At 40.5% G+C, this 23,179-nt stretch carries 24 protein-coding genes, 1 tRNA gene, 1 pseudogene and 1 CRISPR repeat array; of the genes and pseudogenes, 5 read left to right on the top strand and 21 right to left on the bottom strand.

What is annotated here, in order from left to right:
• Positions 1-11: 11 nt before the first annotated feature.
• The 5 genes and pseudogenes from cas10 to M5U24_RS11760 form a co-directional block, all read right to left on the bottom strand.
• Positions 12-2,510, bottom strand: a complete 2,499-nt coding sequence (gene cas10 / locus M5U24_RS11780) for a type III-A CRISPR-associated protein Cas10/Csm1 (protein WP_164994920.1) — start codon at positions 2,508-2,510, stop codon at positions 12-14.
• Between the two features lie 260 nt (positions 2,511-2,770).
• Positions 2,771-3,190, bottom strand: a pseudogene (locus M5U24_RS11775) (four helix bundle protein).
• 56 nt (positions 3,191-3,246) lie between these two features.
• Positions 3,247-3,979: direct repeats of the CRISPR family, unit length 37 nt; unit sequence GTCTCAATCCCTTCTACATCAGGTCAATGATTTCCAC.
• 291 nt (positions 3,980-4,270) lie between these two features.
• Positions 4,271-5,233, bottom strand: coding sequence for a CRISPR system precrRNA processing endoribonuclease RAMP protein Cas6 (gene cas6 / locus M5U24_RS11770; RefSeq protein ID WP_298202519.1), 963 nt, complete (start codon positions 5,231-5,233; stop codon positions 4,271-4,273).
• 309 nt (positions 5,234-5,542) lie between these two features.
• Positions 5,543-5,619 (bottom strand) — tRNA-Val (locus M5U24_RS11765).
• A gap of 56 nt (positions 5,620-5,675) precedes the next feature.
• A complete protein-coding gene (locus M5U24_RS11760) occupies positions 5,676-5,813 on the bottom strand; it encodes a hypothetical protein (protein WP_164994918.1) in 138 nt (45 codons plus the stop codon).
• 82 nt (positions 5,814-5,895) lie between these two features.
• On the opposite strand from M5U24_RS11760, the gene tsaB reads away from it, so the two are divergent.
• Entirely contained in the window at positions 5,896-6,573 is a 678-nt protein-coding gene (tsaB, locus tag M5U24_RS11755) for a tRNA (adenosine(37)-N6)-threonylcarbamoyltransferase complex dimerization subunit type 1 TsaB (RefSeq protein WP_298202516.1), read from the top strand.
• Positions 6,574-6,630: 57 nt separating this feature from the next.
• On the opposite strand, the gene M5U24_RS11750 is transcribed toward tsaB, so the two are convergent.
• The 16 genes from M5U24_RS11750 to hemL form a co-directional block, all read right to left on the bottom strand.
• A complete protein-coding gene (locus M5U24_RS11750; protein WP_099323579.1) occupies positions 6,631-7,083 on the bottom strand; it encodes a hypothetical protein in 453 nt (150 codons plus the stop codon).
• A 23-nt stretch (positions 7,084-7,106) separates the two neighbouring features.
• Positions 7,107-7,802 (bottom strand): GDP-mannose 4,6-dehydratase, encoded by a 696-nt coding sequence (locus M5U24_RS11745; protein ID WP_298202642.1) that lies wholly within the window; start codon positions 7,800-7,802, stop codon positions 7,107-7,109.
• A 218-nt stretch (positions 7,803-8,020) separates the two neighbouring features.
• Positions 8,021-8,329, bottom strand: coding sequence for a GDP-mannose 4,6-dehydratase (locus tag M5U24_RS11740; RefSeq protein ID WP_298202513.1), 309 nt, complete (start codon positions 8,327-8,329; stop codon positions 8,021-8,023).
• 131 nt (positions 8,330-8,460) lie between these two features.
• Positions 8,461-8,865: an ATP synthase F1 subunit epsilon gene (gene atpC / locus M5U24_RS11735; protein WP_099323581.1), complete on the bottom strand. Its 405-nt coding sequence runs from the start codon at positions 8,863-8,865 to the stop codon at positions 8,461-8,463.
• A gap of 2 nt (positions 8,866-8,867) precedes the next feature.
• Positions 8,868-10,283, bottom strand: a complete 1,416-nt coding sequence (gene atpD / locus M5U24_RS11730) for a F0F1 ATP synthase subunit beta (protein ID WP_211436038.1) — start codon at positions 10,281-10,283, stop codon at positions 8,868-8,870.
• Positions 10,284-10,420: 137 nt separating this feature from the next.
• Positions 10,421-11,293, bottom strand: a complete 873-nt coding sequence (gene atpG, locus M5U24_RS11725) for an ATP synthase F1 subunit gamma (RefSeq protein ID WP_298202511.1) — start codon at positions 11,291-11,293, stop codon at positions 10,421-10,423.
• Positions 11,294-11,296: 3 nt separating this feature from the next.
• Positions 11,297-12,805, bottom strand: coding sequence for a F0F1 ATP synthase subunit alpha (gene atpA, locus M5U24_RS11720; RefSeq protein WP_315850543.1), 1,509 nt, complete (start codon positions 12,803-12,805; stop codon positions 11,297-11,299).
• A 127-nt stretch (positions 12,806-12,932) separates the two neighbouring features.
• Positions 12,933-13,481, bottom strand: coding sequence for an ATP synthase F1 subunit delta (atpH, locus tag M5U24_RS11715; protein WP_099323584.1), 549 nt, complete (start codon positions 13,479-13,481; stop codon positions 12,933-12,935).
• Positions 13,471-13,980 (bottom strand): F0F1 ATP synthase subunit B, encoded by a 510-nt coding sequence (gene atpF / locus M5U24_RS11710; protein ID WP_157775577.1) that lies wholly within the window; start codon positions 13,978-13,980, stop codon positions 13,471-13,473. The genes atpH and atpF overlap by 11 nt, the downstream gene beginning before the upstream one ends.
• Positions 13,981-14,004: 24 nt before the next feature.
• The gene (atpE, locus tag M5U24_RS11705) at positions 14,005-14,277 is read right to left on the bottom strand and encodes an ATP synthase F0 subunit C (RefSeq protein ID WP_099323586.1); all 273 of its coding nucleotides are present in this window, start codon (positions 14,275-14,277) and stop codon (positions 14,005-14,007) included.
• A 173-nt stretch (positions 14,278-14,450) separates the two neighbouring features.
• Positions 14,451-14,777 carry an ATP synthase F0 subunit C gene (gene atpE / locus M5U24_RS11700; protein ID WP_164994913.1) on the bottom strand — a complete coding sequence of 109 codons (327 nt, stop codon included), beginning with the start codon at positions 14,775-14,777 and terminating at the stop codon, positions 14,451-14,453.
• Between the two features lie 108 nt (positions 14,778-14,885).
• On the bottom strand, positions 14,886-15,659 hold the full coding sequence (atpB, locus tag M5U24_RS11695; RefSeq protein WP_099323588.1) for a F0F1 ATP synthase subunit A: 774 nt from the start codon (positions 15,657-15,659) through the stop codon (positions 14,886-14,888).
• 234 nt (positions 15,660-15,893) lie between these two features.
• Entirely contained in the window at positions 15,894-16,349 is a 456-nt protein-coding gene (locus M5U24_RS11690; protein ID WP_099323589.1) for an ATP synthase subunit I, read from the bottom strand.
• On the bottom strand, positions 16,312-16,566 hold the full coding sequence (locus tag M5U24_RS11685) for an AtpZ/AtpI family protein (protein ID WP_157775583.1): 255 nt from the start codon (positions 16,564-16,566) through the stop codon (positions 16,312-16,314). Before M5U24_RS11685 ends, M5U24_RS11690 begins: the two co-directional genes overlap by 38 nt.
• 8 nt (positions 16,567-16,574) lie before the next feature.
• Positions 16,575-17,195 (bottom strand): hypothetical protein, encoded by a 621-nt coding sequence (locus M5U24_RS11680; RefSeq protein ID WP_099323591.1) that lies wholly within the window; start codon positions 17,193-17,195, stop codon positions 16,575-16,577.
• A gap of 57 nt (positions 17,196-17,252) precedes the next feature.
• Positions 17,253-18,545 (bottom strand): glutamate-1-semialdehyde 2,1-aminomutase, encoded by a 1,293-nt coding sequence (gene hemL, locus M5U24_RS11675; RefSeq protein ID WP_099323592.1) that lies wholly within the window; start codon positions 18,543-18,545, stop codon positions 17,253-17,255.
• 115 nt (positions 18,546-18,660) lie between these two features.
• Between hemL and purN the strand changes: the two genes are divergently transcribed.
• The 4 genes from purN (at position 18,661) to M5U24_RS11655 (ending at position 23,175) form a co-directional block, all read left to right on the top strand.
• A complete protein-coding gene (purN, locus tag M5U24_RS11670; protein WP_099323593.1) occupies positions 18,661-19,290 on the top strand; it encodes a phosphoribosylglycinamide formyltransferase in 630 nt (209 codons plus the stop codon).
• Between the two features lie 15 nt (positions 19,291-19,305).
• Entirely contained in the window at positions 19,306-20,175 is an 870-nt protein-coding gene (locus M5U24_RS11665) for a carboxypeptidase regulatory-like domain-containing protein (RefSeq protein ID WP_099323594.1), read from the top strand.
• Between the two features lie 135 nt (positions 20,176-20,310).
• Positions 20,311-22,104 carry a TonB-dependent receptor gene (locus M5U24_RS11660; RefSeq protein WP_164994912.1) on the top strand — a complete coding sequence of 598 codons (1,794 nt, stop codon included), beginning with the start codon at positions 20,311-20,313 and terminating at the stop codon, positions 22,102-22,104.
• Between the two features lie 192 nt (positions 22,105-22,296).
• Positions 22,297-23,175: a PhnD/SsuA/transferrin family substrate-binding protein gene (locus M5U24_RS11655; protein WP_099323596.1), complete on the top strand. Its 879-nt coding sequence runs from the start codon at positions 22,297-22,299 to the stop codon at positions 23,173-23,175.
• Positions 23,176-23,179: the final 4 nt, after the last annotated feature.

Below are 23,179 nucleotides of genomic sequence, written 5' to 3'. Positions count from 1 at the left end.
CCCTCTCATTATTAATGAAGATTTTCTGCTCTACTGAGCAACTCTATCCATATTAAAGGAATTCTTAAATTAATAATATCATTCGGATTCATTAAAAAACTTTCAAATTTGTTTCTGTCAGTCTCATTTATTTTTTCGCTTAACTCCTTTCTTACTCTCGCAATTACATACGCCATTCTCGGCAGATATATGACACCTTCCCTTTCCCACAATTCAAAGAGGGAAAAGAGTTTGTAAATTAATCCATGCGCATATTCGGATTTAAAACGATTTTCATTTTGATCTATTTTGCCCATGGTTTTAAATAAATTTATGAACTTCAATACATCATCCGTAGTTTTGTCCCACGAAAAAACCTGCTTGATTGTATTCCTTGTTCCAAACCTTTTATTTTTTAACGCTGGATTATAAAATAATGCCAGGCTGTTCCGTCCTGAATCTTTTGCAAGATTTTCAGCGTCTCCTGCAAGATCTGCTAGAAGATGTAAAGGGTAGTTTTCGTCGGCAGTGATAATACCTCCTGAAATGCTAAGCCTACCGCAGGTATAACTCTTGAAACTATTATTAATGTCGAAGGCAACTTCAACTACATCATCCCATGAACCAACTAAAAACAAATCATCACCACCGGAATAGATTATGCTTATATTTCTACCTTTGTTTTCCGTGTGGCTTTTCTCGCTAATATCAAGGGCGCTATATATACTGCTATCAAGCTTTCTCTCACAAATACGCCTGATATAATGTTTAAAAAATAAGGTCAATTCTCTTGAGAGTGTGGATAGTTTGGAGAAGGTTCTGTTCTGTTTGTCTAAACCTTTTAAAAATACTTTCGCCAGATGATCAATATCCATTCTTAATACACCAATCCTTGATGCGCCTCTCGATGCCAAGCTGAGCCCCTGAAAACTAGCAGTAGATCTTATGGATGCTTTCCCTTCCAATTCCTTACTTTTGGCTTTTTCCGGGAGATCATTTACGATACGTACATAATTACAATAACAGAGTTGAGAGGTGTTATGGGTTGAGAATTTATTTATGTCGGAATTATTTAGAAGATAAGTCCTGTCTGCATCATTTGTCCGATTCTCAAAAGAATAGGATATAAAATGCCCTTTAATTTTAGGCAAACATATCGTGTCTTCAATTTTTTCATCTACATTCTTTCCTTGTATCTCCGTGCAATCAATTAGGGTATCTCCCAAAGAGTATAATTTTTTGCAAAAGTCGCAAGATTTTATTTTTTTCTGAAAAATAATTAGATCAGTTAAAGTAACATCATCTCTGTAGCAAATAGAACATTTTTCTAAAGGGTCTTTTGTCTCTATAGGACTGAGTATCTCCGACAAATTGTTGCTGAATTTGTTTGATTTTACTTTTGATAACTCATTGCCCAAGTTAGACCATACTTCGCATATTTTATCCGTAGATAAATCATCTCCTGAGACCGGAACGGAGGTCATCGCGAGAAATAGCGTGTGTCGAAAATTGGCCAATAACCAGTTGTTAATTTTTTGTGCAAAATGATTTATTTCTAATTCAATACCATCCTTGTTATGAGAAAGGATATAAAATTTGCCTCCGCCATTGTAAATAATGTTTGCTCTGGTTAAATTGAAGTACTCTATTATTTCAGAAACCACGTGTTCCGTAAATAGCTCAAGAAAAAAAGACCGTGCTCTTAGAGTTTTTAAGGCACCTTTTGAAGATATTGTATAGATAAAGGTTTGAACCCCGGAGATATCACCCCCAATGAGTCTGAAATAATTTTTATTTCTGTCTAATATTTCATCCTTAAATATATTTGCATTAAACATTTCTTTTTTTAATTCAATAAAATAATTATAAAGGCAGGAAGCTATGGCGGATGTTACCTTGGCATGGTCAAAAAAAGAAACGTCTGAGTATAAAGCCACATTATTTTTTGTTTTTACTGTTTCCGAAGGTACGGAAGACCAATATTTTTCTAATAATACGATAAGTGCTGAAATCGATAAACCTTTTTGAATCCAAATTGTAAAATCATTCTCAAATTGCTTGAGAAGGTTGTCGTAATCGTACGCTTCTATTTTTATATGCTCCCTCTCTTCTGGATAGCGTATTTCTCTTGAAAGCGGTTTTAATTTATGAAAATAACATTTTTCTTCAGATATATTTTCTTTCAAATGGATTTTTGAAAATATTGACATTAAGGGCTCATGCTTTAGGTTGATTGATTCAACTATTTCTTCGTCTTTTAGTGACGTTGCTAAATTATTTGCCTGGTAGCAAATCAAGGTTAAATTGTTATTTTCTATTTCTCTAATGTATTTTTTATTATGGAGCTTTGTGTACGTTGATATTGTCGATGGCAAACCATTCATTACATGCTTATCTAGCCATTCCATACCCATGGAACAAGAGTCTCTTCCATTATTATCTTGATTTGCACGAATTACTATCTTTCCTATATCATGTAATAATGAGCCAAGGATTATAGATTTATATTCCCTCGTCTGTTCTTCATTCATATGATTCTCCATAATTTCGTTTCTCTTATTCAAAATTAGCAATCCGTTATTGAAATATGTAATACTTCTTCATACATAAAGTGCCTTGTTGCTCCAATTAATTCAATATGATTAGATAATTATATTGAATCAATCATCAATAGTTAAAAAACTCATATCAACCTTCAAAAGAAAACGCATACCATAAACACCGAATGGATACAACATCCCTTCTATCAGGCCGAACCAGCAGAGCTGGAGTGAAAGTCAAAAGTAAAAAGTCATTCTTTCTCCCATGTACTAATCATCTTACTCAACATAGCCCGTATCTCCTGGCATGTTTGTTCCCGTTTCACAAATACCATTGAATCTATGAACCCAGATCTTTTTAGTTTTTCATACCAATCAATTGTTCCATTTGCAGACCCTCTTGAAATATATAAATAATGTACAAACTCTTACTCTTACTCTTACTCTTACTCTTACTCTTACTCTTACTCTTACTCTTACTCTTACTCTTACTCTTTCCTTCTTCCATATCTCTCTGTAATATTAGCGGTAATTGAAAAAACACTTCGTATTATTTGATTTGCTATTATCTTGCCAACCTCTGTTTTTGGGAATTTTTCTATGTCCCTTATCACTTCATCAAATAAATTCATGCCCGTTTGCCATACTTTCAGTTCCCCGAAATCTTTCATGCTTTTTCGTTATTTCCTTTAAACTTGCAACATTCATCTTTCAACTCCGCCATTGGTGGCTTATCCCTTCTACATCAGGTCAATAATTCCCACGCACAAACAGAAACTAACCCTGATAATTTGCTTTTTAGTTCTGTCTCAATCCCTTCTACATCAGGTCAATGATTTCCACCGGGAAAGCGACCATACCTACTGGTACGGCGATGAGCGTCTCAATCCCTTCTACATCAGGTCAATGATTTCCACGATTGTGATATATGATGACAGTGGTGTTTTTGCTGTCTCAATCCCTTCTACATCAGGTCAATGATTTCCACCCTTCTACATCAGGTCAATGATTTCCACCAAAAGAAGATTTTCCTGATAGCAAAAGTATGTATCGTCTCAATCCCTTCTACATCAGGTCAATGATTTCCACGTCAATAGCACTGGCGATGACTTTCCGTTCTCCAAGTCTCAATCCCTTCTACATCAGGTCAATGATTTCCCTTTTTTATCCCGCGCCACACATGCCTTTTTCATACCACGTCTCAATCCCTTCTACATCAGGTCAATGATTTCCACCGGGAAAGCGACACATGAGCTACTGGTACGGCGATGAGCGTCTCAATCCCTTCTACATCAGGTCAATGATTTCCACCTGAAATTGATGACAGTGGGTTCTCCAATCCGTTTTCGTCTCAATCCCTTCTACATCAGGTCAATGATTTCCACCCAGATTCATATGAAGCGCCAGAATGTCTTGATGATAAGTCTCAATCCCTTCTACATCAGGTCAATGATTTCCACGCCGGCATATGTAACTTTAGAATTAACAACTACTTGCAAGGCCATTTCCTGTAACCTCCACAATCTGTAATCATTACACATCGAGATTTTTATCCTTTTTCTTAAAAAATTCTCTTAACCTGTTAAAACACAATTGATTATGATTTTCCTGTAACCACCCCCTTTTTTAACTATGTTTCTAAAATCCGTTAACTCTTTAAAACATAGTCTGTTATGCACGGATTTAGGACTTTCTCTCTTTTTTCTGGCAACAAGGGAAAAACGCCTTATTCACCTCCTTATTTTGCTTTTTTACTTATTTGAAGACTTCATTATTTCATATCTCCCAAGACCGAATGACGTCCCTTTTCCGATATGGATAAATTCCCCTAATTTGAGAAAGGGTATAAATTCGGAGTTATTACCTTCATAGGTAACAGTTCCCAAAACACCACCAAGGGACATCCACTGCTCCTGCCGCGTAGAATACCGATTCCAGTCATACCAGTGAAGATCAGAGTGTGTTTGCCTGATAGTGGATGCCTTTTCGATTAATCCTTTAAAATCAACTTCCAATCTTTCTTCACAATGGAAATATGATAAAGACGAAATGCGCCTCAGAAGGTTTCGGACAAGGACGTGGAATTCAAGGATATCCGTAATGTGACCGTTAAAACGAAGCCGTACAGGGGTTTTCAGGGAAATATGCAGGGTATCATTATCAGAACTGCCATTGTGGTGTTGTAACTGCCGGGAGTAAATGATGGGAAATTGGTTGGTAAGTATCTGGTCTTGACCGTTATAGATAGGAACCGATTCATCGTTAATGCCGGTTCCCTCAACAAGGGTAAGGTCATATTTACCCCTGCCCTTACCGATACCCTGTCTCCCCAGTTCGGTAAAGGTATAGATAAAATAAGGCAAATACTCTATGGCCTTGCCAATGAGGATAAGATTGAAGGGAAATGATTCTCCGGGGGTATAAAGAAGCTTTTCATCTGCAGGGGGTTCTATGACAAAAGGATGGGGCACTTTGGGGTAGAGACGAAGCATCCCGGCGTCTTCCGGGGGCGGAGTTTCAAAGATATATGCGTAAATGCATTTTTGTTTCAGCATGCAGTTATCGCATGGTTTTCCCTTTACCACACAGACGATTTTTTTAAAGGCGTACCCAAATCCACCGCGAAATACCGCCCCCTTGTATGCAGGAAAACGTATGTGGTCTTTCGCACACACGGTGAATCTGAATCTCGCCAAACGGAATGAGATGGGCATTCAATATTTCCAAAACAGAAAAGTTTTTTGAGAAATAAACACCACCCTGCTGAAAACTCCCTCCCCGATGGCTCAACACTATAGTTTTAATATTGGGGAAAATCAATAAGAAAATGGAAGGGGAAATATACCGGATCTAAACGCACCGGAAAAGAAATGCGTTCACCGCAAATCATAAAAAACGCAAAGGTCTTTAAAGCAATTCCGGAATAAAAGATTACTGTGTAAGAATGGTGAAAGGCCTGAAGATTAGTGATAATTTAGTTTATTTAAACAAGGGGTTTATCCAATACACTCTTTTGCGTGAGATGGTGGGCGATACTGGACTCGAACCAGTGACCTCTTGCTTGTCGAGCAAGCGCTCTAGCCAACTGAGCTAAACGCCCATATAATGTTTCGGAGAAATTCTGTAACGGTTATTGATGTGGTCGGGTATGATCAACTACGGAATAATGTTATTAAAATTATTGTTTATTGTCAAGGCAATAAGTAGTTTATACGATTGTGATAATTTACCGCCTAAGTGGCCGGAAACGCTGAGAAACGAAGGGCAGAAGAAATTTTTATAATATATTTTCATTTTCCACAATCTCCAATTCCCTGTTATAATTTAACAAATGCTGTTTTTACTTAGCCACTCCCGCCTCCAATAGGCAGGCATCGTGTTTAACGTTTTTTTTAATCGTGTTATGAAAGTACTTGGTATTGAAACATCCGGGAATATCGGGGGTATTTCCCTTTGTGAGAATCAACAATGTATTATCACAAAAACATTCAGCGGTATCGTACAACATGAAAGGGAGCTCGTCCCTGCCATTAAGGATGCTTTAGAAGAGGCACACTGGCAGATCAACGATATTGAAGTTATCGCAGTGAATGTGGGACCTGGTTCCTATACGGGATTAAGGATTGGCGTTACTTGCGCAAAGACCCTCGGATACGCGCTGAACAGGCCGGTCGTTGATGTGCCAATATTTGATATCATCGCGGAAAATTACCACTCGGGCGGTACGTTATCCCTCTGCCCGATAATTGACGCCAGGCGTAAGCACGTATACGCATGTGTTTACCTATTTGAAGGAAACCGAAAAAAAAGGCTAACGGAATTTCTGGTAATTGAGCCGGAGAAGTTGTTAGCTCTTCTCCCAAGACCGGTAACTATTTTCGGAGATGGCATTCCGCTCTACAAGGAGATTTTTTCTCAGGAAGATATTATCATTGAAGCGGAATACTATGCTATACCAAAACCGGAGCACGTTGCGTTGCTGGGAGAAAAATTGTATGTGTCAGGATATCAATGTGCACTTGAAAAACTCTTGCCTCTTTATTTACAGAGGTAGGAATTTATAATTTTATCGACTCTATCATGAACAAGAACTATTCATTTATTTCGTCCGTTATCGATATCTTATCAATTTACAGTACGCATGCCTCAAACCTAAAGGCGCTACATCCCGTAATTTTAAAATAATCCTTGTCCTTTCGATGGACATGTTTTTGACGGCTAATTGGAAGACATGTCTCGATCTGTCATAGGTGAATAAGACCATGCCGATGAAATATAATTTAAAGAGAATAACAAGAATTACCGGGGAAGTAAAAAGCAAGACCTTCAGCCTGGAAGTCTCTTCAACAAATGCCTGAAATGCCGGCATCAAAAACAATATCGTTATTGAACACGTCGCTAAAAGAATAAGAAACACCTTTACGGACATATAAACCAGTGCGCATTTTTTAAAGCAATTATCCCCTGTTCCGTCAAAATCCTGTATTGCTGAAAAGAATTCCCCTTTTTTCTCCCGTATATTTTCTAAAAACCCAGCTATTGTATTATTTTTTATTTGTTCCATTAAATCATCCCGAAGCTTTTATGTTAATTTTTCCCTGCAAATCTGTGGTTATATTGTGTTTCATAGTATTTCATAAATTCACCATTCTTTATTTGCTTCCACCATTGCTCATTTTCTTCGTACCATTTTATTGTGTCTCTCAGACCTTCCTCAAAATCTATCTGTGGTTTCCATCCTAAAGACTTCAGTTTCGTACAATCCAGAGCATAGCGCCGGTCATGTCCCTCCCTGTCTTTTACGCTCTCTATCATACCTTTATCTTTAGCAAGTACGCTTAATATAAATAACGCCGTATCTATATTTTGTTTTTCATTTCCACCGCCAATATTATAGACTTCGCCCTCTTTCCCATTTTCAATGATAAAATCGATAGCAGCGCAATGGTCTTCCACATGAATCCAGTCCCTTTCCTGCCTTCCATCGCCATACAACGGAAGTTTTAACCCTTCAATTGCATTGGTAATAAAAAGCGGAATAAACTTTTCCGGATGTTGATAAGGTCCGTAATTATTGGACGCCCTGGTTATGATAATTGGCAGTTTGTAGGTATTCCAGTAAGCAAATGCAAGGCGATCCCCCCCCGCCTTGCTGGCTGCATATGGATTGCTTGGGTTTAACGAATCGGTTTCTTTAAAAGCATCATGGAAAGCGGTGCCATACACTTCATCCGTTGATATTTGAATGAACTTCTTAATGGTGTATCTGCGTGAAGCTTCCAGCAGTACGAATACCCCTTTTATATCAGTATCTATAAACGTACCAGCGCTGAGTATACTATCAACATTTTTCCCTCAAATTGACAATTACATCAATCTTTTACATTACATTCAACTAATTCCTGATTACAAATTCCCCTTATAGAATTTAAAATAACCGATATTCCTTCTTCCAATATCTCTTATTTCATCCATATCTCATCTTCACATAAATACCCCTTTTATATCATATCTATAAACGTACCAGCGCTGAGTATACTACGATCAACATGTGTTTCCGCTGCGAAATTGACAATTACATCAATCTTTTCGGTGGACATTATATGGTCAACTAATTCCTGATTACAAATATCGCCCTTATAGAATTTGAAATAACCGGAAAATTCCCTGTCTTCACGAATATCTCTTAGATTTTCCAGATTGCCCGCGTAAGTCAATTTATCAAGCACTACGACATGGTTATGCTTAACCATACGGCGGACAAAGTGACTCCCGATAAATCCAGCGCCACCCGTTATCAGTATTGCCATAATTTGCTCCAGAAAATCAGCCCCGGTCTAAAACCACACCGGGGAATCTTTACCCTGCTTTTATTTGTTTGCAGAACTCAGCCATGTTTCCACAAAGAGACGCATACAATGCGTCTCTACATGGATTTCTCTTATTTATTCGCAAGACTCAACCATGTTTCCGCACGTTTCAGCGTTGCCATAACGTGTTCTTTTTGTCCACGGGCTTCTTCTTTGCTCAATGCCTCCTCCGCAGATCTTTTCTCTTCCCGAACTTTCACAATGTCTATTTCTTCTTTTGTAACACACGAATCAGCCAGTACGATTGCTTTATTCGCAACCATTTCAAAAAAACCCCCATCAACCGCAAAGCTTACCGTGGAGTCTTTTTCGTCCTTTATCGTCAGGATACTCGTCTGTAATTCAGTAATAAATGGTGCATGGTCAATCAATATTCCAAATGAACCTTGTGTTCCCATAGCGGTTATATTCTTTACCAAACCTTTAAATACTGTTTTCATCGGAGTTATAATCTCTAAATCAAACGTTTTTGTCATGCTTAACCACCCATTTGCTTTGCTTTTTCAACCACTTCCTCAATACCCCCTACCATATAGAAGGCTTGTTCCGGTAAGTTGTCATATTTACCTTCCACTACCTCTTTAAAACCGCGTATGGTTTCCTTTAATGGCACGTACTTGCCCTTCGTGCCGGTAAACTGTTCTGCAACAAAAAAAGGCTGAGATAAAAACCTTTGCAATCTCCTTGCCCTGGCAACCAATACTTTATCGGCCTCCGAAAGTTCTTCCATGCCAAGAATCGCAATGAAATCCTGTAATTCCTTAAAGCGCTGCAATATCCTTTGCACCTCCCTTGCGACCTCATAATGCTCCTGCCCCAATATTCTTGGATCCAGTATCCTCGAAGTCGATCGCAGAGGGTCAACAGCGGGATAAATACCCAGTTCAGCAATTTGTCTTGATAAAGCAATAGTTGCATCCAGGTGGGGAAATGTTGTTACAGGAGCAGGGTCGGTAAAATCATCTGCAGGAACATACACCGCCTGCAATGAAGTGATAGAACCTTTTTTCGTAGTAGTAATCCTTTCCTGCAAATCGCCCATTTCAGTAGCGAGGGTAGGCTGATAACCTACAGCAGATGGCATACGGCCTAAAAGGGCAGATACCTCAGAGCCCGCCTGAACGAATCTGAATATATTATCAATAAACAAAAGGACATCCTGTCCCTCAACATCCCTGAAATATTCTGCCATGGTCAGACCGGTCAATGCGACTCTTAATCTTGCCCCGGGCGGTTCATTCATCTGACCAAAAACAAGAACGGTCTTATCGATAACCCCCGACTCTTTCATTTCAAGCCACAAATCATTCCCTTCACGCGTCCTTTCACCAACGCCCGCAAAAGCGGAATAACCTCCATGCTCCGTAGCTATACTTCTGATAAGCTCCATAATCAGCACCGTTTTTCCAACCCCGGCGCCACCAAACAGCCCGATTTTTCCACCACGGGCAAATGGGGCAAGAAGATCAATAACTTTCAAGCCTGTTTCCAAAACGGTGGTAGTCGTCTCTCTCTCCTCAAATGAAGGCGGGGCGCGATGAATGGGCAGGTAATTTTTCGCCTCAAAATCTTCCTTGGTGTCAATAGGCTTTCCTAACAGATTAAAAATCCTTCCAAGCACCTCTTTTCCAACAGGAACCGATATGGGACCGCCGTCATCTAACACTTCCATGCTTCTTACAAGTCCGTCGGTGGAAGACATTGCAATACATCGTGCCGTATCGTTTCCAAGATGCTGGGCAATTTCGGCAACAACAGAAATCTTTTTCTTCACATCATTAATACTAACCGCGCTTTTGATTGGCGGCAATTTTCCCGGCTGGAATCTCACATCAACTACAGGTCCGATTACTTGTACAATTTGTCCAATATTACGTTCAGTTATATTTACCACTTATATATCCACTCCTTCCATTATTTCCTCTGTCGAAAACAGATAGTTCGGTAAAAGTATGTCTCTCTATCCAATAACTATCAGCGAATACCTGAAAGCCGCTTAAATAAAATGATATCCTGCCTGATGACTATATATCATGCCAAGGCTTCAGCACCTGAAACTATCTCGAGCAATTCTTTGGTAATTGCCTCCTGCCTTGCTTTATTATAGATGCTCGTCAAGTTATCTATCATATCCCCTGCATTTTCGGTAGCGGCAATCATTGCAACTCTCCTGGCGGCAAATTCAGATGTCAGCGATTCTAAAATGCACTGATAAATCTGCGTCTCGATATATTTAGGGAATATATTATTGAGAATATCTTCGACGGAAGGCTCTACAATATACTCCCTTTTTTCTCTTCCTTCCCCGCCAAATCCTTCCTTTTCAATAGGAAACAAGCGGATGCTTGCAGGAAACGACTGCATTACGGTGTGAAATTTGGTAAAAAATACATGCAACTCTCCATACTCCAGATTATTATAGTCCCGGATTAATTTTGCAGCAAAGGATTTAACCCAATCCAAACCCAGTTTTTCCACACTTTCAGGGATAGACTCTTCGATAGAATAGACGTCTCTTCTTTTCGAAAAATACAGATTCGCCTTTTTCCCTATAAGGATTAATTTTACTTGCCGATTGTTTTCCTTAATAAATCTCACTGTTTTTTGAATAATATTATTATTATATGCACCACATAGTCCCTTATCCGCAGTGATCAGTATAACTTTTACCGGAGAATTTACGCTTTCTTTTTTAGCAAACCAGCGGTAAGCACTTTCCTGCGGCAAAGAAGAAATTAAATCACTTACCATTTGATGAAGTTTTTCTGCAAAAGTTCTCGATGCGTGCACCCTGCTTTCCACTTTTTTCAAACGGCTGGCGGCTACCATTTCCATAGCCCGTGTAATCTGTTTTATGCTTGAAATGCCTCTGATTCTCTCTTTAATTTCACGCGTACTCTGCATCCGCTAACCCTTCTTGTCAAAAATTTGCTTAAATTCCCTGATAGCGTTTTCCAGCTTCGACGATAATTCCTGGTCGATTTTTTTCTTCTCGTTAATTTCCAAACTTATCGAGGCGTGTTTTTGCTTCATGAAAGCAAGAAATTCTTTCTCGAATTTTTTTATTTTGTCAACCGGAATATCATCCAAAAAACCGTTTATTCCGGCAAAAATAGCCATAACCTGATCTTCCACCAAAGCGGGTTCATACTGCGGCTGTTTCAGGATTTCTACCAGTCGTTCACCTTTTGCGATCTGGGCCTGGGTAAATTTATCCAATTCCGAACCAAACTGCGCAAACGAAGCCATTTCCCTGTATTGCGCCAACGTAAGCCGCAACATGCCTGCAACCTTTTTCATTGCCGGTATCTGTGCGTTTCCTCCCACCCTGGATACAGACAACCCTACAGAAATCGCTGGCCTTACGCCGGCATTAAACAAATCGCTTTCAAGATAAATCTGTCCATCTGTAATGGAAATAACATTTGTCGGAATATAAGCAGAATAATCACCGCCTTGTGTTTCTACCACTGGCAAGGCTGTAAGAGAACCAGCACCAAGCTCATCGTTCAATTTCGCCGCTCTTTCAAGCAAACGTGAATGCAAATTAAAAATGTCTCCCGGAAATGCTTCCCGCCCCGGTGGACGTCTTAAAAGGAGAGAAATCTGTCGGTATGCAATCGCGTGCTTGTATAAATCATCATACATAACAACCGCATGCATGCCGTTATCCCTGAAATATTCTCCCATAGCACAACCTGCATAGGGCGCTATATATTGCAATGGAGCAGGATCTCCGGCAGATGCAACGACAACAATGCTGTTGTCCATCACATTATTTTCTTCCAATGTCTTCACTACACTCGCAACCGTCGACATCTTTTGCCCGATTGCCACATAGATACAGTACACCCCTGATGTTCTTTGGTTGATAATAGTATCCACCAAAATCGCCGTTTTCCCGGTCTGCCGGTCGCCGATAATCAGTTCGCGCTGTCCTCTTCCTATGGGAATCATTGCATCAATCGCCTTTATACCTGTCTGTAAAGGTTCTTTTACAGGCTGTCTTTCCACTACGTTCGGAGAATTTCCCTCAATGGGCCTGAATTCGTCGGTAGCGATCGGACCCTTTCCATCAATCGGCAGGCCCAGCGCATTTACTACACGCCCCAACATCGCCTTGCCCACCGGCACCTGAACAATTTTTCCCGTAGTTTTTACAATATCGCCTTCCTTTATTTTATCCTCGGAACCAAGCAAAATTGCGCCCACATTATCCTCTTCCAGATTCATGGCAATGCCATATACATTATCCGGAAACTCCAATAATTCGTTTGACATACATTCATCAAGACCGTAAATACGGGCAACGCCATCACCGACCTGCATCACATAGCCGACATTTTCTAACTTTAACTTTTCTTCGTAGCTCTCAATTTCTCTTTTTATGATTGAAGCAATATCCCCTAACGCCATATACATCTACTCCTGTATAAACCATTAAAATCATGTGGCAAGTTTACACCTGACACGAAACAAACCTGGCCAAGCATATAATACCGTACTGACTTTCCAACTTTAAGAAACCACCAAGCGGCCATGATTAATTTGCCCTGATTTCCATAAGTTTCGACCTTAAATTTCTCAATCGGCTAGCAACGCTGCCGTCAATCATTTTATTTTCAATCTCAACTACAAGTCCACCCAGTATTTGAGGATTCTCAACAACTTCGATCTCCACAATTTTCCCGGTGAGTTTTTTTATGCCTGCCCTGAGATTTTCCAGTCTCTCGCCAACTATAGGTATTGCAGCCTGTATTTTTGCCCTGACCACTCCTTTTTTCTTATCAACAACCTTTCGGTACACATCAGGGATTACGTCCAAAAGCGCCTCTCTTCTGCGATCTACCAATAAATACAAAAAATCAATCATCAGTCCGGAAACGTATTCGCCAAACACCGCTTTGATAGTATCTTTTTTTTCCTTATGTGTTATGGAAGGGTGCAGGAGCATCTTCTTAAAATCTGCATGCCTTGTCATTGTATCAGAAAGCAGATCGAGATCCTTTTCAATCTGTCCTAGCAAATCCCTATCGGCCGCCACTTCAAGGAGCGCATTCACAAAGGTAACCGCAACGCTCTTATCTAACACTCAGCCCCTCCATATCTTTAATCACATCATCAACCAACGTTTCCGCAGTCTGCTGATTGATGGACTGTTGAATTATACGAGAAGAAGCCAGCATAGAAAGGGAAACCACCTGGTTCCTGATTTCGGTAAGGGCCTTTTTCCTTTCCTGTTCAATGCCTTCCTGCGCCTTCAAACGAATCAGTTCCGCTTCATCCTGCGCACGGCTTACAATCCCTTCGCCAAGTTTCCCCCCTTCATCGATCGCTTCCTGAATCTTCATTGCCGCAGCAGTTTCGACTTCAGCGAGTTTCACCTGATAGTCGATTTTCATCTTTTCGACAGCGGACTTATCCCCTTCTATCTTTGCGTAACTGCTTTTTATCCCTTCGCTTCTCTCCTTCATGAGAGCCGATATTTTACCAAAAAGAAACTTTTTGAGAACAAAAAGCAGTATTAAAAACCCAACGCCCTGGACTATAACAGACTTAAAATTTATTCCAAGGGTATTTAAAATGTCCAATGAAATCTCCTCCTACATCAATTCTTACTTGATAGCGTGTTGAATTACCTCTAAAACAGCTTCCGTCTTCGGCAATTTTCCAAGAAGGATAAAAGACACCATCAATGAATAAATCGTCAGAGATTCAATAAACGCAAGACCAACAAACATAACCAATTGTATCTTCCCCGCCATGTCAGGCTGTCTGGCCATACCATTTGCCGCACCATAAACTGCAATTCCCTGTCCAATACCGCACCCAAAGGCAGCGATAGCCAATAATGACACTGCAATAGCTAATAAAGCAAAATATACCACCTATACCCCTCCTTCTAAAAAAAGTAATTTAAAATACAGATATCACCAACTTCAATCGCAATCTTTTTCTGATTGCAGCACAACTTTCTTCTCCTCTTTTTCCCGCACTATACTATTCATCTTATGTAACAAAACACTCTATGCAGAGCGCGATAAGAAGCAGAAAATACCCGTTATTTCGCGCTCAACTGAAGAACTATCTCCGCGGCAGACGAAAGTAATTCTTCGTTTGAAGTATTCTTCCTGAATATTTTAAGAACCTCCTCAGATTTAGGCAGTTTTCCAAACAGCATAAACGATATCATTAGAGAATAAATCGCAAGAGACTCAATAAAGGCAATTCCGATTATCATTGCCAACTGCACCTTCGCCGCAACCGAAGGCTGCCGCGCCATACTTTCAACGGCGCTGCTCACCACTTTTGCCTGAGCGAGAGCACAACCAAACGCTGCAACTGCAACTACAGGAATTCCAATCACTAATGCTACAAAATAATCCATTTCACTACTCCTTTTATTGAAAATTTGAACCATTTAAAAATAGCATCAAACTCTTATTGGAGAGATAAAAAATGAAAACCAGAACCCACTGCGCAGTTGCAGATTAACTTAATGATGTTCTTCTTCATCGTGGATGCCAATAGCCCCTGCAATGTAAAAACTCGCCAGAAGCGCAAAAATCATCGCCTGGATAGTGCTTCCAAGTAAAGCAAGAAATACCATTGGCAGATGTATCGGTAACGGTATAAAACCAAGCAGAAAGGGAGCAAACCCGATAAATATCGCAATCACCGTATCCTCACCCAGGATGTTTCCAAAGAGTCGCATGGATAACGACAGGGGACGGGAAAGCACTTCCTGCATTATATGCAGCGGAAAGGTAAGTGGTGCAAGCCATACAGGTTTACCCACCATATGCTTAAGATAACCAAAAACTCCCTTGCTCTTTATCCCTTGATACTGCGTTGCAAAGAAAACAATAAGCGCAAGTGCAACTGTTGTGTTTAAATTACTCGTAGGTGAATGGAACAGGGGTATCTGCCCCAACATGTTCATGCAAAATATATAAATAAAGAACGTGCCAATAAAAGGTATAAAACGCTCTGCCACCCGCCCCATCTGTGATTTTGTAAAATTTTCCAGCCCTTCAACTATAAGTTCCAACAGGGACTGAATCCTCCCGGGCACCATCCGTAATTTCCGGGTTGCCAGAAGGGAAAATAGTCCCAGAAAAATGATTATCAACGCAGACATCACTATCGGTACCCACTCATGTTTTGTCAAACCAAAAAACTGACTGTGTGCGTCCGATGGAATAAAATCTAAAAATGATGGCAATTCGGTGGAAGTACCACCATCGCCGCCGTGACCTTCAGCAGACACTCTCCCTTGCTCCTTTCGATATGAATTCTATTTTAAACCTAAGCTGGCATAGCCAGAACCAAACAAGCACTAAAAGCGAAATACGAAAGAGAAACCACAGATTATACCGATTTCGTCGTTAGCTCAGCCGAACGATTCCAGAGATTAAAGAAACGGCACAAGCTTATAATTGACCAATTTCACCGTTAAATATTTTGCCAAAAAATGCAAAGAAATTACTAATCTGACAAGATACTAACCATTCACCTTTTCGTAAGGGAATTTTACCCTATTGTTCAATTGCCTTACGAACAAGCTCCCCAATATTTTCAGCATTATTACGGCCATTACCATGCTTAGTCCTATAAACAGAGCGATTATATTGACCTCTAAAAAGACGCATGCAAAAAAAAGCATCCCCCCCGCTATGAAATACTTCGCAATACTCACCTTGAGGATAAACCCCTTTATTTGCGCCCTTTTTTTCTCAACACCAAAACGTATTCCCCACCACGACATTTTAAACAACAACAAACTAATGAAACACCCTATTGCAACACTTAACGTCAATTTTGCGGACATATAAGAAAACGAACCCGCTATTATAATCAGCGATAAATAAAATGACATCTGGAAGACTCTCCCGGGAAATCCTTCATCCAGAGAAAGAGTATCAGTTTTCTCGTCCTGCAGACTTGTTCTCGTTTTCATCAGATATTTTTTTTATTACTTGAAAAAAGTTAATAAAACTGCCAATAGCACCCCAAAACAGAAAAATCATTAGAAACCATGGAGCGGTTCCATATCTTTTGTCAACATAAGTACCCAGGAAATATCCACCGGCCAAAGCGCCCGCCGTTGTAAATCCGAAACTCCCAACCAGACCTATTATTCTGTATGTCTCAGGGTCTTTCTTAATAAAAAACAAGATAGCTCCTATTGGGAAAAATATCTTTCTATCGCCTGCTTAATGTGCATTGCCACTTTTGATTGTGAATCGACAATATTTAAATACAAAGAGGCGCTTTTCGGCTGACATATCCCCATAATCAATCGTTCTTCATGTTCTTCTGAATAATCGCAAACAAGCCTGCTTATGCTATCATATTTATCGCACACATGTTTTCTCAACAACTCATTTTTTGTCAAAATAGCATCCTTAGCAGTTTTTAACACATCCAATGTCTCTTTAAATAATTGTGTCACTTCATTTGCAGCCTTATCGCCAAAGAGTAATTTCTCATTTATTTTGACCCGAATGTGACGTATCATGTTATCCATTACATCCGTGGCCATCTCTATGTGTCCCACTACGACTGCCAGAGTTTTAAACCGGTTTTTCTCAGATTCGTCATTTTTATTAACACCGCTTAACATGCTTACCGTCTCATTTTCTTCGTCATGCACCAATCTGCTGATTCTCTGTGCATCATCAAGCAATTCCACTTTATTTTTCAAGAACCCCAGCATGCACAAATTTAAAACAGACTCGGCATTTAAACACATAGAACTTATCCGTTCCAATATCACTTTCGCGTCGTCATTTACATTTGTCATATCAAAACCTTTTTTCCCAACTCTTTGATTTTCGGATATAACCGCATATAAAGATTTTCATAGCGTTTTCACCACTTCGCCAAACGCGGCAATGGTATCATTTATCTCTTTCTCGCCATGCACGGTCGAAACAAAAACCGCTTCAAACTGCGAAGGGGCAAAGTAAAATCCACGCTCAAGCATACCGTGAAAAAACTTTGCGTATCTGCCAGTATCGCATAGTTTTGCAGTAGCATAATCAACCACCGGTTTGCTTGTAAAAAAGGTGCACAACATAGACCCTACCCTGGTATGATATGCAGGAATATTGGCATCATTGCATACCTTCTCCATACCAGCCGCTAATTGTTTTGACCTTTCTTCCAAGCCTTTATAAACAGCATTGTCTTTTAATATTTCCAAAGTAGCAATCCCCGCAGTCATCGCTACGGGATTACCTGATAAGGTACCGGCCTGATACACGGGGCCTACAGGAGATATGCCATCCATAATTTCTTTTTTACCGCCGTATGCACCAACAGGAAGCCCTCCCCCTATAATCTTCCCCAGCGTAGTCAGATCAGGTGTAATGTTGTAAAGCGCCTGCACGCCGCCATGCGCAACCCTGAAACCGGTCATTACCTCATCGAAGATGAGGACAATACCATATTTTTTCGTTATTTCCCTTAATCCTGCCAGATAATTCTTCGCCGGCGGAACGACGCCCATGTTTCCGGCGACTGCCTCCACAATAATACATGCAATTTCATTACCTCTCCTGGAACAAACCTCATTTACCGCATCAATGTTATTGTAGGGAAGGGAAATGGTATGTTTTACAAAATCGCCGGGAATCCCGGGACTGTTTGGCATGCCTAATGTTGTGGCGCCGGAACCGGCCTGTACCAGCAAACTATCCACATGCCCATGGTAACAACCCTCGAACTTAATAACCTCATCGCGTTTTGTATGTCCCCTGGCGAGACGGATTGCACTCATAGTTGCTTCTGTGCCGGAGTTCACCATCCTGATCTTTTCGATAGACGGCATCGCTTCCTTCACAAGTTTTGCCAGTTGTATTTCAAGTTCCGTTGGAGCGCCGTAGCTGGTGCCATTCGCAACCGCTTCGTTTACCCTTTTTACAATTCTCGGGTCAGCATGGCCAAGAATCAGAGGTCCCCATGAACCAACATAATCTACATACCTATTGCCGTCTATATCGGTAAGGCAACACCCCGAACCGGACTTTATAAAGATAGGCGTGCCGCCCACGCCACCAAAAGCCCTCACCGGGCTGTTTACTCCGCCAGGTATGACACTCTGCGCATCCAGAAACGCCTTTTTTGATTTCTCAGTAATTATCTTTGACATATATAACCTAATCTTTGTATATAAGTATAAATTCTTATCTCTAAAGCTGAAATCTTGGAAAGCGGGAATCATAGCAAAACATATTTTTTTTGTCAACTATTATTGCGTATAACCCATGAGAAAAATCATAAGTATCGCTGTTTTAATTTCCGGCAACGGTAAAACGTTGCAAAATTTTATCGACTGCATAAAGTCTGGCTCGTTGCCTGCTAAGATTCAAATAGTCATCAGCAGCAACCCTGATGCAAAAGGGCTGGAACGTGCAAAGATAAATGCTATTCCTACTGCAGTAGTTTCCCGTTCTTCATACAAAGACGTCAATTCGTTTAGCGAAGCAATTACCAAAAAACTGGAGGAATACCCTATCGAGCTAATCACCCTTGCGGGTTTTATGCATTTATATAAAATTCCGGATACATATTCCGGCAGGGTAATGAACGTCCACCCCGGCCTCATTCCAGCTTTCTGCGGACATGGATATTACGGGCATAAAGTGCATGAGGCGGTTATCGGGTATGGCGCAAAAGTATCCGGGTGTACCGTACATTTTGCGGATAACGTGTATGATAATGGCCCCATTATCATACAGAGGACTACGCCCGTATTTGACGACGACACGCCGGATACACTTGCTGAACGGGTTTTTAAGGAAGAATGTACCGCATACCCTGAAGCAATCCGCCTGTTCGCTGAAGGCAGATTAAAGAGAGAGGGCAGAAGGATAGTTATACTAAAAAAAGAGTAAAGGAGTCGGATAATTATGACAAAAACAAGATGGAACTATATTATTCCCTTTATCATAATCATAGCATTAAATCTCTGCGGTTTAAAAATATATGGTTTTGAAGTCAGTACCACAAATAAAGGAAAAGAAATAAAATGGAAAAAAGATACGGTAACGTATCTTATCAACACTACTGACGGCCCTTCCGGCAGCCTTGACGCTATATTGGCGGCAATGCAGACATGGACAGACGTTGACACATCTACATTTGTATTCATTGATGGTGGCACAACCTCAAAAAAAAACCACGGCGAACCAGACGGCATTAATATTATTGATTTTGGAACTATTAAGGAAGAAGGGGTATTGGGGCAAAACTCTTTCTGGTTTTATACGTCCGGAGAAATGTTTGACAGCGATATACGTTTTAACACCAAAAATACCTGGAGCACAGACGGCTCGTCAGACAAATTTGACGTGCAGAATATAGGCACGCATGAACTCGGTCACTCCCTCAGTTTGGCGGATCTTTATAGCAACAGCGATTCTGAAAAGACGATGTATGGCTATGGTTTCGCCGGCGATACCAGCCAAAGGACGCTGCACCAGGACGACATGGATGGGATTACCTACTTGTATCCCTCTACGAAGAACAGCAACATCTCCGGTACGATAATTGACATTGAAGGAACACTACTGGAAAAAGTTAAGCTGCGGCTGAAAAAGGGAAGCAAAACAAAAAAGAAAACAAAATCAGACGAAAACGGTTACTTTGAATTTACCAATTTAAAAGGCGGTTCCTACAAAATTATCGCAAGGAGAAGCGGCTATAAAAAATCAAAGACAGCGGTAGAACTTGGTGAAGCAGAAGAGAAAGAAATTGAAATCATAATGGATGAAAAATAAACATTAATAACATTAACAATGAAAAATACGATTATCCTATTTCTTTTTATTCTGCCCCTGTTTGCTGCCTTCCCCCCTCAATCAGCGCTACCCGAAGATAACATATCTCAACAATCGATATTGCAAAATCAATTTATGGAAGAGTTAAAATGGTTGCAGGAAGAAAGTGTTGTTTCCACCGCATCACGCCGTGAGCAGAAAGTTTCAGAAACACCTGCGGCAGTCTTTGTCATTTCACAGGAAGATATACGCCGTTCAGGCGCAAACAGTATTCCTGAAGTACTCCGGATGGCGCCAGGGGTACACGTTGCACGGATTGATGCAAATAAATGGGCAATAACGATGAGGGGCTTTAATAACCGGTATGCCGATAAATTACTTGTTTTAATTGACGGACGCACAGTTTACACCCCCCTGTTTTCGGGAACATACTGGGATGTTCAGGACACAATGCTGGAAGATATAGAACGTATCGAAGTTATCCGAGGTCCTGGAGGCGCGTTGTGGGGCGCCAACGCCGTTAACGGAATTATAAACATCATCACAAAAAGCGCAAAAGACACCCAGGGCGGACTCTTCACTGGAAGCGCAGGCAGCGAAGAACGGGGCATGGGAGGGCTTCGCTATGGCAGCAAGATAGGCGGGAATGCCTATTTCCGCATCTATTCAAAATATTTCAACCATGACGATTTCGTTCTTGAATCAGGTGACAGCGCAAACGATAGCTGGGAGTCTGCACGTGCCGGTTTCAGGGTTGACTGGGATTACTCAAGTAAAGATGTGTTAACATTTCAAGGCGATATTTACACGGGTGATGAAAGCGAAAGGAATAATTTCAGACAGAGTTCTGACATCTATGTATCAGGCGGTAATTTACGGGCCAACTGGAAACATGCCATTTCGGACACTTCAGACATGATGTTGCAGATATATTATGACAGAACGAACCGCATAACTACAAGCATTGAGGAAGAACGCGACACCTTTGACATTGATTTTCAACATAGTTTGCGTCTTACCGGCTGGAATGAATTTATATGGGGACTTGGATATCGTTACACGCAGAACGACACCGAAGACGATGACGGATTATTGCTTGATCCTCAAAACAGGGAAAACAACTTATTCAGCATGTTTCTGCAGGATGAATTTTCCTTTTTCGAAGATACGGTGAAGGTTACCTTCGGAACCAAGTTTGAGCACAATGATTACACCGGGTTTGAAATACAACCAAGTTTAAGGGTACTCTGGGCATTTACATATACCCAAACGGTATGGGCTGCCGTTTCACGAGCGGTGAGAACCCCTTCCCGTGTTGAATCGGATATAATAATTGATTATTCACCCTATTATTACTTTACCGGCAACGATGACCTGGATGCTGAAAATCTTTTGGCCTATGAAATAGGATACCGCATTCAGTTTTCAAAAAAACTTTCACTGGATATTGCCACGTTCTACAACATGTACGACAGCATAATAAACGATGTTAACGACGAAACGTTTGAAAATATTTTTGACGTAGAAAGTTATGGCATAGAAACAACCTTAAACTGGCAAATAACCAATCAATGGAGATTAGTCCAAAGTTATACCTATTTTGATATTGATTCTACTAATTTTACCTCAACTGATCCCCTGTCAGACCCTCATAGTCAATTCAATATCCGTTCATTATTAAACCTGCCGCACAACATGGAACTCGACGCAGCCCTCTTTTATGTTGACAGTTTTACCAGTCTTGACAGAAATATTAATGACTATGTTCGTTTTGACGTCAGACTCGGATGGCACATCACAAAATACCTTGAAGCAAGCCTCGTGGGAACAAATTTACTTGACGATAACCACCTTGAATACAATGCCAGATCGGTAGCGCCTACCGAAATAGAACGCGCTGTGTATGCAAAATTAACATGGAGATTCTGATGTATTATTACAAAAGCGTCTATTTCCATGTAACACAAGCATCCTGGTTGTAATATTTAATATCCAGGCAGGCAGCCTGCCTCTATACACCCATGCACGCTGACAGGGAAGCATGGGGCAATTTTAAGCCCAAATAATTATTTATTAAAAAAAATCGGGAATGCCCCCGTCTAAAATTTTATAATACGCTACATGATCAAATCTGCCTTTTTGCAAATAACGATTACCAGAGAACCTTCCTTTCTTTTTTCCGTAAAAGCATCCCTTATTTATCTGATATTGTTAATTTTTCTTCTGTTAATACCTTTTCACACCGGGCTTACGGCCTTTGGCGAATCAAAGTGTACGATATATTTTTATAACCCGGAATCAAATATCGACAACTATGCCTCTCTGAAAACAAAATTCGACCTGTACTTAAAAAAGATCGGCCCATACCAGTTTCAACCCTTCAGCGATAGAAAAACTTTTGAGAACAAAACCAGAGGTCAGCATAATTGCATTTTTATCCTCTCAAGCTGGTATTATAAAGAATTAAGGCATTTTACCTCTCTTAATCCCGTGCTCATTGGCACATTAGATGGCAATTCTATACAAAAAAAGGTGCTTATCGCCAAGAAAAACATCGATTCCCTGTCAATGCTGAAGGGCAGCAGCGTTGCTTCTTCAGGCAGTAAAGAATACACGGTAAAATTTCTCCAGTCGATGCTGACTGGAAATGACAAAAACATTCCGGAAACACTTCAAATTCTCAATGTTCCCAAGGATATTGATGCGCTTATCTCTGTTGGTTTTGGCCTCGTCCAGGCAGCATTGACCACTGAATACAGCATTGAGATGCTTGCGGACATAAATAATGGATTATATAAAAACCTTTCCGTTCTTGCGGTAAATGAAAAATCCCTGCTCCCGGTTGTGGCAATACCGACAGAATACGGTAAGGGGACGACGGAGTTGCTGGAAATAATTAAAACTATGGGGGAAACGCCTGAGGGAAAAAGTAATCTTCAGATGTTTGGAATTGATGGCTGGAAAATGCCCGATGAAAGTGATTTGGAGTTATTGCGTTAACGGG

Origin of the sequence: Candidatus Kuenenia sp. (assembly GCF_027493735.1) — a bacterium.
Classification (GTDB): domain Bacteria; phylum Planctomycetota; class Brocadiia; order Brocadiales; family Brocadiaceae; genus Kuenenia; species Kuenenia stuttgartiensis_A.
Note: the sequence above shows the minus strand (reverse complement) of the source record. Positions and strands in the feature narration are given on the sequence as shown.

Excerpts from the sequence above, each read along its gene's own strand:
- cas10 (WP_164994920.1), bottom strand. The coding sequence starts at position 2,510 with ATGAATGAAGAACAGACGAGGGAATATAAATCTATAATCCTTGGCTCA.
- cas6 (WP_298202519.1), bottom strand. The coding sequence starts at position 5,233 with ATGCCCATCTCATTCCGTTTGGCGAGATTCAGATTCACCGTGTGTGCG.
- M5U24_RS11760 (WP_164994918.1), bottom strand. The coding sequence starts at position 5,813 with ATGAAAATATATTATAAAAATTTCTTCTGCCCTTCGTTTCTCAGCGTT.
- M5U24_RS11750 (WP_099323579.1), bottom strand. The coding sequence starts at position 7,083 with ATGGAACAAATAAAAAATAATACAATAGCTGGGTTTTTAGAAAATATA.
- M5U24_RS11740 (WP_298202513.1), bottom strand. The coding sequence starts at position 8,329 with ATGGCAATACTGATAACGGGTGGCGCTGGATTTATCGGGAGTCACTTT.
- atpC (WP_099323581.1), bottom strand. The coding sequence starts at position 8,865 with ATGACAAAAACGTTTGATTTAGAGATTATAACTCCGATGAAAACAGTA.
- atpG (WP_298202511.1), bottom strand. The coding sequence starts at position 11,293 with ATGCAGAGTACGCGTGAAATTAAAGAGAGAATCAGAGGCATTTCAAGC.
- atpA (WP_315850543.1), bottom strand. The coding sequence starts at position 12,805 with ATGGCGTTAGGGGATATTGCTTCAATCATAAAAAGAGAAATTGAGAGC.
- atpE (WP_164994913.1), bottom strand. The coding sequence starts at position 14,777 with ATGGATTATTTTGTAGCATTAGTGATTGGAATTCCTGTAGTTGCAGTT.
- M5U24_RS11690 (WP_099323589.1), bottom strand. The coding sequence starts at position 16,349 with ATGAAAACGAGAACAAGTCTGCAGGACGAGAAAACTGATACTCTTTCT.
- M5U24_RS11680 (WP_099323591.1), bottom strand. The coding sequence starts at position 17,195 with ATGACAAATGTAAATGACGACGCGAAAGTGATATTGGAACGGATAAGT.
- hemL (WP_099323592.1), bottom strand. The coding sequence starts at position 18,545 with ATGTCAAAGATAATTACTGAGAAATCAAAAAAGGCGTTTCTGGATGCG.
- purN (WP_099323593.1), top strand. The coding sequence starts at position 18,661 with ATGAGAAAAATCATAAGTATCGCTGTTTTAATTTCCGGCAACGGTAAA.
- M5U24_RS11665 (WP_099323594.1), top strand. The coding sequence starts at position 19,306 with ATGACAAAAACAAGATGGAACTATATTATTCCCTTTATCATAATCATA.
- M5U24_RS11660 (WP_164994912.1), top strand. The coding sequence starts at position 20,311 with ATGGAAGAGTTAAAATGGTTGCAGGAAGAAAGTGTTGTTTCCACCGCA.
- M5U24_RS11655 (WP_099323596.1), top strand. The coding sequence starts at position 22,297 with ATGATCAAATCTGCCTTTTTGCAAATAACGATTACCAGAGAACCTTCC.